The organism is Variovorax boronicumulans, assembly GCF_009811375.1.
Lineage (GTDB): Bacteria > Pseudomonadota > Gammaproteobacteria > Burkholderiales > Burkholderiaceae_C > Variovorax > Variovorax boronicumulans.
Map to the genome: position 1 here is coordinate 381,292 of NZ_BKDH01000001.1, position 14,341 is coordinate 395,632.

A 14,341-nucleotide genomic window follows, 5' to 3' on the forward strand; every position below is an offset into this window, starting at 1 on the left:
GCGGGGGGTGAAAGCGGCTTCGGACCTTACCCTACCCGCAGCACCGCATCCGCCGGCAGCGCCTGCCAGTCGATCCATTCGCCCATCGCCACATGGTGCGTGGGCGCGGTGGCGCCTTCGACGGTGCCCCACTGCAGCGTGAGCCGGTGCTGGCCGAGCCGCAGCGCGAGCTCGAAGCCCGGCCAGTGCGCAGGCACATGCGGCGTCATCGACAGCTGCCTGCCCTTCACGTTCAGGCCCAGCAAGGTCTCGACCGCCGCGCGGTGCAGCCACGCGGCCGAGCCGGTGTACCAGCTCCAGCCGCCCCGGCCCACATAGGGCGCGGCGCCGTAGACGTCGCCCGCCATCACATAGGGCTCCAGCTCGTAGACCGGGCCGCGCACGGGGTGCTGCGAACGGTGGGCTGGGCTCAGGCCCTCGAAGCTCTGCCAGGCCGCTTCATGGTCGCCCTGCAGCGCCTGCGCCATCAGCGCCCACACGGCGCCGTGCGAGTACTGGCCGCCGTTCTCGCGCACGCCCGGCGGGTAGGCCTGGATGTAGCCCGGGTTGGGGGTCGACTGGGCAAACGGCGGCGCCAGCAGCCGCAGCAGGCCGGCCGGCTCGTCGTGCAGGTGCTTCTGGACGGCGGCCATGGCCGGGCCGGTGTGGGCCGCGTCCGAGGCGCCCGACAGCACCGACCAGGCCTGTGCGATCAGGTCGATGCGGCACTCGCTGTTGATCGACGAGCCCAGCGGCGCGCCGTTGTCGAAGAAGGCGCGGCGGAACCAGGCGCCGTCCCAGCCGGCGTCGTGCAGTGCGGCGATCCAGCCCGTGCGCGCTTCGGTCCAGCGCGCGGCGCGTTCGTGTTCGCCGCGCGCCTGCGCGATGGGCGCGAAGCGCTCGACCACGCTGCACAGGAACCACGCGAGCCACACCGATTCGCCACGGCCTTCATGGCCGACGCGGTTCATGCCGTCGTTCCAGTCGCCGGTGCCCATCAGCGGCAGGCCGTGCACGCCGGTCTTCAGGCTGCGGTCGATGGCGCGCGCGCCATGGTCGAACACGGTGGCCATGCGGCCGCTGTTCTGCGGCGCGTAGTAGGCGTCTTCGGCGCCCTCGGGAATGCCGGGGCCTTCGATGAAGCCGACCATCTCGTCGAGCAGCGAGGCGTCGCCCGTCACCTCGACGTAGTGCGCCGACGCGTAGGGCAGCCACAGCAGGTCGTCCGAGAAATGCGTGCGCACGCCGGCGCCGCCGGGCATGTGCCACCAGTGCTGCACGTCGCCTTCGGGGAACTGGCGCGCCGCGTTCACGAGGATCTGTGCGCGCAGGCGCGGCGGGTCGGTGAGCGCGAAGGCCATCGCGTCCTGCAGCTGGTCGCGGAAACCGAAGGCACCGCCGGCCTGGTAGAAGCCGGCCTTCGACCAGAGCCGGCAGGCCAGCGTCTGGTACACGAGCCAGCGGTTGACCAGCGCGTCGAACAGCGGGTCGGGCGTGCGCACCTGCAGGCGGCCCAGCAGCTCGTCCCAGAAGCCGCGCACCTGCGCCAGCGCCTCGGGCACGTCGCGCTGCCGCCAGCGGCGCGCAAGCTCGAGCGCCGTGTCGGCATTGCCCGCGTGGCCCAGCACGAAGCTGAAGCGCGCGGTCTCGCCCGCCGCCACGACAAACTCACCGCCAATCGCCGCGCAGGCATCGAGCCCGCTGCCCGCGCGCCGCGCCAGCGTGTCGGGCACTTCGACGATGCCGCGGCCGGCGAAGAATTCGCTGCGGTCGCAGGTCCATTGCGTGGCCCCGGTGGTCGCGCTCTGCAGGCCGGCGAGCAGCAGGAAGGCCGCGCTGCCGCCGAAGCCCGCGCTCGATTCGCGCTGCTGGCCGAACACGGCCGGCTGGTCTTCGGGCTTCCAGCAATGCACGGTGCGCCGTTCGCCGCGCGCGGCGCCCAGTTGCCACTCGACCATCGCGAGCGCGCGCAGGCGGCGCTGGCCGGCGCCTTCATTGCGCACGCGCACATGCACCAGCTTGACGGCCTCGTCGCGGTCCGCGAAGAAGGTGGTTTCGAATGCGAGGTCGCCGTGGCGGCACTCGAAGACGGTGTAGCCCTGGCCGTGCCGCACGCGGTGGCGGGTGGCGCCATCGCTGCCACCGGCGGGCGTGAGCGGCAGCATCTCGCGCGTCGCCACGTCCTGCAGCAGGTAGTGCTCGAAGGCCGGGTCCTGCACCGGGTCGTTCGACCACGGCGTGACCTGGTGCATGCGGCTGTTGCCGGCCCAGGTGTAGCCGGTGCCCCATTCGGACACCTGGAAGCCGAAGGTGGCGTTGGCGATCACGTTGATCCACGGGCGCGGCGTGCGGCGGTCGGGGCCGACCTCGAAGCGGAACTCCCCGCTCTCGGCGTCGAAGTCGCCAGTGGGGGCCGTGTGGGCCGGCGAGGCTGCCTGCCGGCTCAACAGCGGCGTGCGGTGTTGAATCGGTGCGCTGCTGTCGTCGGCGATCGTCGGGCTGCGTGCCTCATGCAACGCCGCCACCTGCACTTCGAGCGCGCGGCCGTCGGCCGTGAACACCACGCGTGCCAGGCTGGAGAGCGCGGCCTTTTCCGACGGCACCACGTCCTGGTCGCGCAGCAGGTAGAAGCCGGCGGTGTCGTTGCGCGGAAAGCTGTTCTGCGTCTGCTGTGCGACGCGCGTGCGCAGCATCTCGATCTCGCGCTGCAGCGGCATGAGGTACGAATTCGGTTCGCTGTTGAGCACCACCAGGTCGCAGGCCACGCCGCCGAAGCCCCACCACGGCTGCGCGCGCAGCAGCGTGTTGATGAGGCCCATGCCGTTCATCGAGTGGATGTACACGAGCACGATGGGCTTGTCGCCCGAGATGCCGAAGCGCCAGATCTGGCGCAGGTCGATCAGCCCGCGGTCGCTCATCACGCGGGGCGTGGTGTAGGTGAGGATGGTCGTCAGGTCCTGCAGCGCCAGGTTCTGCGCGGGCGCGATGCTCAGGTCGCGCAGCCGCACCTGCGCCAGCGTGGCCGCCATGCGGGTGGCGCGCTCCACGTGCATGGGCTGCAGGTAGCGGTCGATGCAGGGCATCAGCGCCTCGATGCTCTCGTCGGCGGCGGTGGCGAAGCTCAGGCGCGCGGTGGTGCCCGGCGCGATCGACAGGCGCACGCGCAGGCAGGCGATGGGGTCCAGGCCGTTCACCGGCTTGCCCTGGGCCGTGAGCGGTTGCCTGTCGAGCGCAGGGGCGGCCAGCGTGCGGTTGCGGCCGATGAAGGCGCGCCGGTCGGTCATGCAGTCGATCGACAGCACGTGGGCATCGACCGAGGCCACGAAGTGCACCGCGGCCACCACCGCATCGCCATGCAGGCGCGGCTTGCGCGACAGCAGCAGCGCGCGCCACGTGGGCTCCCAGCGCGATTCGACGAACAGGTTGGCGAAGGCCGGATGTGCCTCGTCGGCCTTGGGGTTCGACAGCACCGGCTCGAAGTACGAGATGAGTTCGAGCGTGCGCGTTTCGTCGCCCGAGTTGTGCAGCGTGATGTGGCGCAGCTCGGTGTCGTCCTCGGGGCTGATCAGCACCGTGGTGCGCACCTGCAGGCCGGGGCCGGTCGCATCGAACTGCACCTGGTCGGCCAGGAAGCGGGTGCGGTAGTGCCAGTCGGCGCCGGGCGCGGGCAGGGCGGTGAGCGAGGTGAGCTCGGCTTGCCCTCCGTCTCTTTCGATATCGCGCACATAGAAGAAGGTGCCGTAGCTGTCGCGCAGCGGATCGTCGCGCCAGCGCGTCACGTTGAACGAACGCCAGCGGCTCACGCCCGCGCCGTTGGCCCGCAGCGCCACCGTGTAGCGGCCGTTCGACAGCAGGTGCGTGGGCTGGAAGCCCGGCCCCGTCGGATCGACCACGCGCGGCTGGAACAGCGGCGCCAGCTCGGCCTGGCTGGGCTCGGGCGGCGTGCGCGGGTCGGCGCTGCCGATGATCTGGCGCGGCGTGCGCTCGTGCAGCAGCGACTCGTGCGCCTGCACCAGCGCGGCGCTGCCGAACCAGCGGCGCGGCGCGTCGTCGCGCAGCACGTTGCACAGCGCCACCAGCGACATGCCCTGGTGGTGTGCCATGAAGTTGCGCACCACGGTGAAGTCCTGGCCCTCGGCCTGGCGCGAGGTGGTGAAGTCGATCGCGTCGTGAAAACCGAACTCGCCGCGCGCGCCGAGCGATTCGAGCAACTCGAGGTTGCGCACCGCCGCTTCGGGCGCGAACGGTGCGGCCATCAGGCTGGCGTAGGGCGCCACCACGCGGTCGGTCGGCGGCGTGCGCCGCAGCGCCAGGCGCGGCACGCCGAAGGGCGAGTACTGGTACGCCAGCGAATGGTCTTGCGCGAAGTAGGCCGACTCGGACACGCCCCACGGCATGTTCTGCGCGCGGCCGAAGGCCTGTTGTTCGGCGATGGCCGCGGCGTTGGCGACCTGCAGCAGGCCGTCGGTGGGCTCGGTCATCACGAGCGCGGGCATGAGGTACTCGAACATCGAGCCCGACCACGACTTCAGGCTGGGCTGGAAGCCCACCAGAAGGAACGGGCGGCCCAGCGCCATCCAGTGGCGGCGCGGCACGTCGCCCTTGGCAATCGCCAGGAAGCTCAGCAGGCGCGACTCGGAGGCCAGCAGGTCGTAGTAGCTCGCGTCGAGCACGTTCTCTTCGACGCGCAGGCCGATGTGGAACAGGTGGCGCTTGGCGTCGTAGAGGCCGCTGAAATCCATGCCGTCGTGCAGCGCGCCGCAGCGTCGGGCCAGTGCTTCCAGCGCGGGGGCTTCATGGCTCTGGCAGCTTGCGTCCGCTGCGAAGGCGCGGCAGGCCTGCGCCACGGCCACGAGGTGGCCCGCGAAGTTGCCGCTGTCCACGCTGGACACATAGTCCGGCGGCAGCGGCTTGAGCGTCTGCGTGTCGTACCAGTTGAACAGGTGGCCGTTGTGCTTGTGCATGCGGTCGACGGTGTCGAGCGTGGCCGTGAGGCGCGCCAGCAGGGCTTGTGTGTCGATCCATCCGAACTCGCGCGCGCAACAGGTGGCCAGCAGGTACATGCCGATGTTGGTCGGCGAGGTGCGGTGCGCGAGGGTCGGCTGCGGCTCGAGCTGCAGGTTGTCGGGCGGCAGGTGGTGGTCGTCCGGGCCGACCACGTGCTCGAAGAAGCGCCAGGTGTCGTGCGCCAGCGTCTCGAGGTAGCTGTGCTGCGCGGGCGCGAGCGGGTCTTCGGCGTGTGCGTCGACACGGCTGCCCCACCAGGCCGCAATGGGCGCCAGCGACCACAGCACGAAGAGCAGGGGGCCGAGCACCGGCCAGGCGCTCCAGTTGGCGAGCACGGCCAGCACCAGGCACACCGCGCTGCTGAGGGCCGCGCTGCGCACGAAGGGTTTCAGGCGCTGGCTCGATTGCGCCTGCGCCTGGTCGGCCGTCGTCCACTGCAGCAGGTGCCTGCGACTCACGACCAGCCGCCAGGTGGCGAGGAAGGCCGCGTCGAGGAGCAGGCGCGTCTGTGCTGCCAGCTGCACGAACTGCCAGGCCGCACCGGCCAGGGCGCGCAGCAGCTCGACCGCGCCCACATCGAAGAAATGGCGCAGCTCGATGGCGCGCCGTGTCGGCACCAGGCCGGCCAGCGCGCCCAGCAACGGGCCCAGTGTGAGCGCCGCGCCGACGGCCGCCAGCGCCCAGCCGAGCGGCATGGCCTGCGTGAAGATCACCAGCACCAGCAGCGCGAAAGACGCCGGCACCACCAGCGAGCGGCGCAGGTTGTCGCTCATCTTCCACAGGCCCAGCGCGTCGATGCCGAAGCGGCGCGCGCGCCACATCAGCGGCAGCAGCTGCCAGTCGCCGCGCACCCAGCGGTGCACGCGCGAGGCGGCCACGCCGGCATGGTGCGGATGGTCTTCGACCAGCACCACGTCGCTGACCATCGCGCAGCGCGCGACGCTGCCTTCGAGCAGGTCGTGGCTCAGCACGGCGCTGTCGGGCAGGCGGTCGTTCAGCGTGGCGTGCACCGCGCGCACGTTGAGCAAGCCCTTGCCGGTGAAGGAGCCGCTGCCGAACACGTCCTGGTAGATGTCGGACGCGCCGCTGCCGTACGGGTCGAGCCCGCACTGCCCGGCGAACACCCAGTGGAAGAACGAGCGCTCGCTGCGCATCGGGAACGGCGTGACGATGCGCGGCTGCAGGATGCCGAAGCCCGCGACCACGCGCCGGCTCGGCATGTCGATCTCGGGCGCGTTCAGCGGATGCGCGGCAATGGACACGAGGTCGCGCAGCGCGCCGGGCGGCAGGCCCGTGTCGCTGTCCAGCGTCAGCACATAGGGCGTGCGGCCGGGCGCGAGCTGCCGGCCCGGTGCGAGCGGCAGAAAGCCGCTGGCGTCGCCGCTGGCCAGCAGGCGCATCAGCATTTCGAGCTTGCCGCGCTTGCGCTCCCAGCCCATCCAGCGCTGCTCGGTCTCGCTCCAGCTGCGCGGACGGTGCAGCAGCAGGAAGCGCGGCGCGGCGCCGTCGGCCGGCGGGTACTTGGCGTTGAGTGCGGCGATGCGTTGCTGGGCGTCATCGAGCAAGGGCGCGTCGTCGGGCATCGCGGCTTGCGACGCGTCGGCCCAGTCGGTCAGCAGCGCGAACTGCGCGTGCGCCTCGCGGTTGGCGAGCCAATGCAGTTCGAGCCGGTGCGCGAGTTTGGCGTTGTTCGCGGTCGAACCCAGCATCGTGGGCATGACGACGAGCGCGCGGTGCCGCTCGGGAATGCCGTTCGCAAAATCGAGGCGTGGCAGGGCCTGCACCCGCACCGACTCCGCCATGATGCGTTGCGCCAGTGCAATCAGCGCCTCGGACAGCGGCCACGCGAGCAGCAGCAACGCCGCGACCGTGGTCCAGTCGCCGCGATGCGGCAGACCGTGCAGCACGGCGGCCAGCAGCAGCGCGGTGCCGAGGGCGACGGACCCCACGTAGACGGGCAGGCGCCAGCCGCGATGGCTGCGTGCGGGCCGCGCGCTCGCAGTGCGTGCAGCTTGGCCCGGCGCTGCGTTCGCCTGCAGCGATGCGATCAGCGCGGGCCGGCCCTGGCCGAAGAGGTAATAGCCCGCAGTGCCGTCGGCACGGTCGGTCTCGGCACCGGCTTCGTCGGCCGGCGCGCCCGATGCCAGCGTGACCACGGCCTGCGCCACTTCGCGCTCGGGCCGTTCGGTGCTGCGCGCCACCTGCTCCATCGCATGCGTGATCTGCTGGCGCGTGAGTTCGCTCTCGTTCGCAAAGCTCGGCAGTTCGCGCAGCACGCGCAGCGAGCGGCTCACCGGCTCGATGAGGTCGCTCCATTCGACCTGGCCGATCATGCGCAGGGTCGTGATGATGTTGCCGACCGTGAGGTTGGCCGCGGCCTGCGCGTTCTGCGCGTCGCCGATCAGCGCCGGGCCGTTGGGACAGTGCTGTTCGGTCCAGCGCACCAGCGCGGGCATGTCGTCGCCGTGCTCGACGGGCAGGCGCTGCCACAGCTGCGTGAGGTAGCTGTCCTGCAGGCCGTGGCTTTGCAGTGCGCGGTACAGCACGTCGAGGTCTTGCACCGAGAGGTGCGGCGCCGCGTCCCAGGCCGCATGCGCGATCTCGCGCGCGACCTTGTTCTCGGCGATGCGCTCGGCCACGCGGCGCAGGTTTTCGAGCAGCACCACGCGCAGGGTGGTGGGCAGCGCCCACAGCTCGCCGAGCATGAGCTCGTCGATATCTTGATACGCGTTGAGGAAGGCCGTGAACAGCGTCTTGTTGAGCACGCTGTCGGTGTGCGCCACATAGGCCCACGCAATGCCGTACACGCGCGGCAGCCCTGCCAGCGGCGGCGTGACGAGCTTGGGCAGGCGCGCGTAGTAGCTGCGCGGCACGCCGTCATGGATCTGCTGGAGCTGCGCCTCGACGAGGTGGAAGTTGTCGAGCAGCCATTCGGCTGCCGGCGATACATAGCGCCCGCTCAGCGAGATCAGCGCGATGTAGTCGAAGGCGGCGCGCAGCGACTCGAGGTTCTCGTCGACCCGCGGAAAGAAGGGCGCGCCTTCGCGCGCGCGGTGGTGCTCGTCTTCCACCACCTGGGCACGGGCCAGGCTGTGGCCGTGCTGTTCGAAACGTTGGGCACCGAAGAGTTCGGCGCGGATCGGGAGGGCTACCGGGTCGTGCGGACCGAGCAGAAGGGTCCGGGCGTAGTGACTGAGCCCTTGGAGGCGGTCGACGACGGCAGCGGCGCTCAAGTGACCGCGAACAGGCCGATGCCCAGAACCACGGCCACGCAGGCCATCGTGACAATGCGACCCGCAGCGAGCGCGCGCACACGTTGCATGTGGCTTCGCAGCGAGAACCATCGCCCGTGGGCACGTGCACAGTGGTGCATGTGGGAAGCCAGGGCCTCGAAATCGCTGCCGACGAAATCGATCTGAGAATGGGAAAGGGACTGCGGGACGGACATTGCAACGGGCTCCTGTGAAACGACTTCGAGCTGCCGCGCGATTGCGAGAACTGTGAACGTGTCCCGACCGTACCCTTTTAAATGACCTTACAGGTACCTCATTGCCGACAGCGCACGTAGGAAAGGGCGCACAAGGCGCCCTTTGTCCGTGGAGGCTGTGTGCAGGTTAGCCCGTGTTGCGCAGCCCCGCCGCCACCCCGTTGATCGAGATGTGGATGCCGCGCTGCAGCCGCTCGCCGCCGTCGCCCGCGCGATAACGCCGCATCAGCTCGACCTGCAGGTGGTGCAGCGGGTCGATGTACGGGAAGCGGTGGCGCACCGAGCGCTGCATCTCGGCATTGCCCTCGAGCCGCTGCTTGGCGCCCGTGATGAGCGTGAGCGCATCCGAGGTGCGTTGCCACTCGGCCTCGATCATCGAGAACACCTTCTGGCGCAGCTTGCGGTCGGTGACCAGCTCGGCATAGCGCGAAGCCAGCGCGAGGTCGCTCTTGGCCAGCACCATGTCCATGTTCGACAGCAGCGTGCGAAAGAACGGCCACTGCGCGTACATGCGCTGCAGCAGCGCCTGGCGTTCCTTCTTGCCCGCGGCGGTGCCGGCGGCGGCCAGGAACTGCTCCACGCCCGAGCCGAAGCCGAACCAGCCCGGCAGCGTGAGGCGGCACTGGCCCCAGCTGAAGCTCCAGGGCACGGCGCGCAGGTCGTCGATCTTGTGGCTCGGGTTGCGCGAGGCGGGGCGCGAGCCGATGTTGAGTTCGGCGATCTCGCGGATCGGCGTGGAGCCGAAGAAGTAGTCGCCGAAGCCCGGGGTCTCGTACACCAGCTTGCGGTACGCGGCCATGCTCGCGGTCGAGAGTTCGCCCGCGGCCGAGAGGAAGTTCGCGGGCGCCGACTTGCCCTGCGGAAGCAGAGTCGCTTCGAGCGTGGCGGCCACCAGCGTCTCCAGGTTGCGCCGGCCGATCTCGCGGTTGGCGTACTTCGAGCCGATCACTTCGCCCTGCTCGGTGAGGCGGATCTGGCCGCGCACCGTGCCGGGCGGCTGCGCCAGGATGGCCTGGTAGCTCGGGCCGCCGCCGCGTCCCACCGTGCCGCCGCGGCCGTGGAACATGCGCAGGCGGATCGGGTTCTTTTTCTTCTTGTTCAGCTCGTCGAACAGCGACACCAGCGCGATGCCCGCGCGGTACAGCTCCCAGTTGCTGGTGAAGATGCCGCCGTCCTTGTTGCTGTCGGAGTAGCCCAGCATCACGTCCTGCTCGGCGCCCGAGCGTTCGATGAGCGCCTGGATGTTCGGCAGCGCGTAGAAGGCACGCACGATGGGCGCGGCGTTGCGCAGGTCTTCGATGGTTTCGAACAGAGGCACCACGATCAGGTCGCAGGTCGCGTTGCTGTCCATCGCGCCGCGCAGCAGGCCCACTTCCTTCTGCAGCAGCAGCGCCTCGAGCAGGTCGCTCACCGTTTCGGTGTGGCTGATGATGTAGTGGCGGATGGCCGCCGCGCCGTAGCGCGCACGCGCGGTGCGTGCGGCCGCGAAGATGGCCAGCTCGCTTCGGGCGAGCGGCGAGTAGTCGGCATCGGGCACGCGCAGCGGACGCGCGTCGTCGAGCAGCTTGAGCAGCAGCGTCTGCTTGGCCTCTTCGGCCAGCGACGCATACGAGGGCTCGATGCGCGCGGTGGCCAGCAGCTCGGCGATCACGGCCTCGTGCTTGTCGGAGCTCTGGCGCAGGTCGACCGTGGCCAGGTGGAAGCCGAACACTTCCACCGCGCGGATCAGCGGGCGCAGGCGCGGCGCCGCGAGCACGGTGCCGTGCTTCTCGACCAGCGACTCCTCGATGGTGCGCAGCTCGGCCAGGAATTCTTCGGCATTCGCATACGGGTTCTGCGGCGCGACCGCATGGCGCGCGGCCTCGCCGCCGCTGAGTTCGCGCAGCGTGGCGGCCAGGCGCGCGTACACGCCGGTGAGGGCGCGGCGGTAGGGCTCGTCCTTGCGGTGCTCATTGGTGTCGGGCGAGCGCTCGGCCAGCGCCTGCATCTCGACCGACACATCGACCAGCGTGGCCGACAGCGACAGCTCGCCGCCCAGGTAGTGCACCTCGGTGAGGTAGTGGCGCAGCGCGAGTTCCGACTGGCGGCTCAGCGCGTACTCGAGCGTCTCGGCCGTGACGTTGGGGTTGCCGTCGCGGTCGCCGCCGATCCACTGGCCCATGCGCAGGAAGGGCGCGACCGAGGGCGTCTGCCCGCCTTGCACCAGCGCCTTCTCGAGGTCGGCGTACACGCGCGGAATTTCGCGCAGGAAGGTGGCTTCGTAGTAGCTCAGCGCGTTCTCGATCTCGTCGGCCACCGTGAGCTTGGAGAAACGCAGGATGCGCGTCTGCCAGATCTGCGTGACGCGGATGCGCACCTGGGTTTCGTTGTCAGCCAGTTCGATGGGCGAGAGCGCGTCTTTTCCGCCCGCATAGGCGTTCTGGCGCAGCTTGATCTCGTCGCGCGTGGTCAGCAGCAGGGCGATGGCGCGCTCGGCGTCGAGGATGCTCTTGCGCTGCACTTCGGTCGGGTGCGCCGTGAGCACGGGCGACACGTAGCTGTGGGCCAGCGAGGCGACGATCTCGTCGGGCTTGATGCCGGCCTTGCGGATGCGGGCCAGGGCGGTCTGCAGGTCGCCGTCGGCCTGCACGCCTTCGCGCTCGGCCTCGGTGCGGCGGCGGATCTGGTGGCGGTCTTCGGCCAGGTTGGCCAGGTGGCTGAAGTAGGTGAAGGCGCGGATCACGCGCACCGTTTCGGCGGCGCTCAGGCCCTTGAGCAGGTTCTTCAGCGCGCGGTCGGCGGCATGGTCGGCGTCGCGTCGGAACGACACCGACAGGGTGCGGATCTTCTCGACCAGCGCGTAGGTTTCGTCGCCCTCCTGCTCCCGGATCACGTCGCCGAGGATTCGGCCCAACAGCCGGATGTCGTCGATCAATGGCTGGTCTTCGGTCTGGCGGCGCTTGGCGGGAGATGCAGGAGTCTTGCTGGCTTTCATTCGATGTTGTTCCTGGGGACTTGAATGGACGCGCCGCCTCCGTTGCTGCGGCGCAACATGCTAGCATTCCAGAGGTCAGAAACCATGTACTTTTTTGGGAGCGATCTTGAGCAACATCGTGATCGCCACGCGCGAAAGCCGGCTGGCCCTGTGGCAGGCCGAACACGTGCAAACGCTTTTGCAAGAACGAGGCCACACGGTCAGCCTGCTGGGCATGACGACCCGTGGTGACCAGATCCTGGACCGCACGCTGAGCAAGGTCGGCGGCAAGGGCCTCTTCGTCAAGGAACTCGAAGCCGCGCTCGAAGACGGGCGCGCCGACATCGCTGTGCATTCGCTCAAGGATGTGCCGATGGAGCTGCCCGAGGGCTTCACGCTGGCCTGCGTGCTGGAGCGTGAAGACCCGCGCGACGCGCTGGTGTCGCCGCGCTACGCCTCGCTCGACGAGCTGCCGCAGGGCGCGGTGGTCGGCACCTCCAGCCTGCGCCGCGTGGTGCTGCTGCGCGCGCAGCGGCCCGACCTGCGCATCGAACCGCTGCGCGGCAACCTCGACACCCGCCTGCGCAAGCTCGACGAAGGCCACTACGACGCCATCGTGCTGGCGGCGGCCGGGCTCAAGCGGCTGGGCCTCGAAGACCGCATCCGCGTCGCCTTCGACCCCGACACCATGCTGCCCGCCGCAGGGCAGGGCGCCCTCGGCATCGAGGTGCGCGCCGACCGGCAAGACCTCATCGACCTGCTGGCACCGCTGGCCCACAAGGGCGACTGGCTCAGCACCACCGCCGAGCGCGCCGTGAGCCGCGCGATGGGCGGCAGCTGCTCCATGCCGCTCGCGGCCCATGCGCGCCGACAGGCCGACGGCACGTTGCGCATCGACGCCGCCTGGGGCGACCCGGAAGGCGATGCGCCGCTGGTGCGCGTGCATGCGCAGGCCGAGGCCGGCGACTTCGCGGGGGCCGATGCCCTCGGCCAGCACGCCGCCGGGCTGCTGCGCGACGCCGGTGCCCACTGATCACGGTGGGCGCCGAGCGATGCGCGCGGGGCCTGTCATCGTCACGCGGCCGGCGCACGAAGCGGCGGCGTGGGTTCGCGATTTCCAGTCGGCCGGTCTCGAGGCCGTGGCGCTGCCGCTGATCGCCATCGCGCCCGCGCTCGACGTCGAACCGCTGCGCGCCGCGTGGGCGCGGCTCGCGGACTACGCGGCGCTGATGTTCGTGAGCGCCACCGCCGTCGATCACTTCTTCCAGCACCGGGGCACCTCCACCCTCGCCGGTTGCCGCTTCTGGGCCACCGGCCCCGGCACCGAGCGTGCACTGCTGCGCGCCGGCGTGCCGCCCGCCGCCATCGACGCACCGCCACCCGGCGCCACGCGCTTCGACTCCGAGGCGCTGTGGGCGCTGGCCCACGGGCAGGTGTCGCCGGGCGTGCGCGTGCTCATCGTGCGCGGCGGCGACGAAGCCGGCCAACCGGCCGGTCGCCAATGGCTGGCCCGCGAGATCGACGCCGCCGGCGGCGTGCGCGACACCGTCGTGGCCTACCGGCGCCTGGCGCCCGCGCTCGACGAGGCGCAGCGCCGCATCGCGACCGAAGCCGCAGGCGGGCACGGCATCTGGCTCTTCAGCAGCTCGGAAGCCATCGGCAACCTGCAGCGCGCCATGCCGGGCACCTCGTGGCAGGCGGCGCGCGCCATCGCCACCCATGCACGCATCGGCGAAGCCGCGCAGGCCGCGGGTTTCGGGGCGTTGCGTGTCTGCACACCCCTGCGGGAAGCGCTGATCGCGTCGATAGAATCCTTCGCATGAGCGCCGCGTCCCCGTCCGACGACCTTTCTCCCCCTTCCGCCGCCCCGGTGCAGGTGCCCGCCACGGTGGCGCCGCACCAGACGCCCGCCGCCCAGGCGGCCGCGGCCACCCTGCTGGCACGCATCGGCATGGGCCTCGTGGCCCTCGTGGCGCTGATCGCGCTGCTGTCGACCATCGCGTTGTGGCAGAAGGTCGGCGGCATGAAGGAACAGCTTGCGCGCCAGAGCGCCGAGGCCACCGCCCAGTCGATGGAAGCGCGCACGCTGGCGCGCCAGGCCAGCGACACGGTGCGCGACGCCGCCGCCCGCGTGGCGCTCATCGAGACCCGCGTGGCCGAAGTCGCGCTGCAGCGCTCGCAGCTGGAAGAACTCATTCAAAGCCTCTCGCGTTCGCGCGACGAGAACCTGGTGATCGACATCGAATCCGCCGTGCGCCTCGCGCTGCAGCAGGCGCAGGTCACGGGCAGCCTCGAGCCGCTGCTCGCCGCGCTCAAGGCCGGCGACCTGCGCATCGCACGCGCCGCGCAACCGCGGCTGGCGCCCGTGCAGCGCGCCATGCAGCGCGATGCCGACCGCCTGCGCAGCAGTGCCAGCACCGACAGCGCCGAAGCCCTGCAGAAGCTCGACGAACTGGTGCGCAGCGTGGACGACCTGCCCACGCTCAATGCGGTGGCCGTTCGCGGCAACGGCGTCAACGCCTGGCGTCCCGAACCCATTCCCGCTGATGCGCCCTGGTGGCAGCGTGTGCTGCTGACCATCCGCGGCGAGGCCCGTTCGCTGGTGCGCGTGGGCCGCATCGAGAGCCCCGAAGCCGTGCTGCTGGCGCCCGAGCAGTCGTACTTCCTGCGCGAGAACCTCAAGCTCAAGCTGCTCAACGCGCGGCTGTCGCTGCTGTCGCGCCAGATGGATGCCGCGCGTGGCGAACTGGGCCAGGTCACCGCGTCGCTCAACCGCTATTTCGATCCGGCCTCGCGCCGCACGCAGGCCGCGGCCACGCAGCTGCAGCAACTGCAGCAGCTCGTGCGCAGCACGGAGCCGGTGCGCATCGACGACACGCTGGCCGCGCTGACCACCGCGGCCGCAGGGCGCTGAT

6 protein-coding genes are annotated in these 14,341 nt (G+C 70.6%); 3 read left to right on the top strand and 3 right to left on the bottom strand.

Translation table 11 applies throughout. The features are described 5' to 3' along the window. Positions 1–26: 26 nt before the first annotated feature. From VHAB30_RS01850 to ppc, 3 genes are all read right to left on the bottom strand, one after another. On the bottom strand, positions 27–8,219 hold the full coding sequence (locus VHAB30_RS01850; protein WP_159275617.1) for a GH36-type glycosyl hydrolase domain-containing protein: 8,193 nt from the start codon (positions 8,217–8,219) through the stop codon (positions 27–29). Beyond that, positions 8,216–8,434 (bottom strand): hypothetical protein, encoded by a 219-nt coding sequence (locus VHAB30_RS01855; RefSeq protein ID WP_062474298.1) that lies wholly within the window; start codon positions 8,432–8,434, stop codon positions 8,216–8,218. The genes VHAB30_RS01850 and VHAB30_RS01855 overlap by 4 nt, the downstream gene beginning before the upstream one ends. 166 nt (positions 8,435–8,600) lie before the next feature. After that, positions 8,601–11,447, bottom strand: a complete 2,847-nt coding sequence (ppc, locus tag VHAB30_RS01860) for a phosphoenolpyruvate carboxylase (RefSeq protein WP_070062227.1) — start codon at positions 11,445–11,447, stop codon at positions 8,601–8,603. Positions 11,448–11,553: 106 nt separating this feature from the next. Between ppc and hemC the strand changes: the two genes are divergently transcribed. The 3 genes from hemC to VHAB30_RS01875 are packed head-to-tail and all read left to right on the top strand — an operon-like array spanning position 11,554 to position 14,340. Beyond that, entirely contained in the window at positions 11,554–12,459 is a 906-nt protein-coding gene (gene hemC / locus VHAB30_RS01865) for a hydroxymethylbilane synthase (protein ID WP_235926390.1), read from the top strand. A 19-nt stretch (positions 12,460–12,478) separates the two neighbouring features. Beyond that, on the top strand, positions 12,479–13,249 hold the full coding sequence (locus VHAB30_RS01870; RefSeq protein ID WP_159275619.1) for a uroporphyrinogen-III synthase: 771 nt from the start codon (positions 12,479–12,481) through the stop codon (positions 13,247–13,249). Beyond that, positions 13,246–14,340 carry a uroporphyrinogen-III C-methyltransferase gene (locus VHAB30_RS01875; protein WP_095949583.1) on the top strand — a complete coding sequence of 365 codons (1,095 nt, stop codon included), beginning with the start codon at positions 13,246–13,248 and terminating at the stop codon, positions 14,338–14,340. The genes VHAB30_RS01870 and VHAB30_RS01875 overlap by 4 nt, the downstream gene beginning before the upstream one ends. The last annotated feature ends 1 nt before the right edge of the window (position 14,341 follow it).

What these genes read in the sequence shown, in the direction of transcription:
- VHAB30_RS01875 (WP_095949583.1), top strand. Translation starts at nt 13,246, where the DNA reads ATGAGCGCCGCGTCCCCGTCCGACGACCTTTCTCCCCCTTCCGCCGCC.
- ppc (WP_070062227.1), bottom strand. Translation starts at nt 11,447, where the DNA reads ATGAAAGCCAGCAAGACTCCTGCATCTCCCGCCAAGCGCCGCCAGACC.
- VHAB30_RS01855 (WP_062474298.1), bottom strand. Translation starts at nt 8,434, where the DNA reads ATGTCCGTCCCGCAGTCCCTTTCCCATTCTCAGATCGATTTCGTCGGC.
- VHAB30_RS01870 (WP_159275619.1), top strand. Translation starts at nt 12,479, where the DNA reads ATGCGCGCGGGGCCTGTCATCGTCACGCGGCCGGCGCACGAAGCGGCG.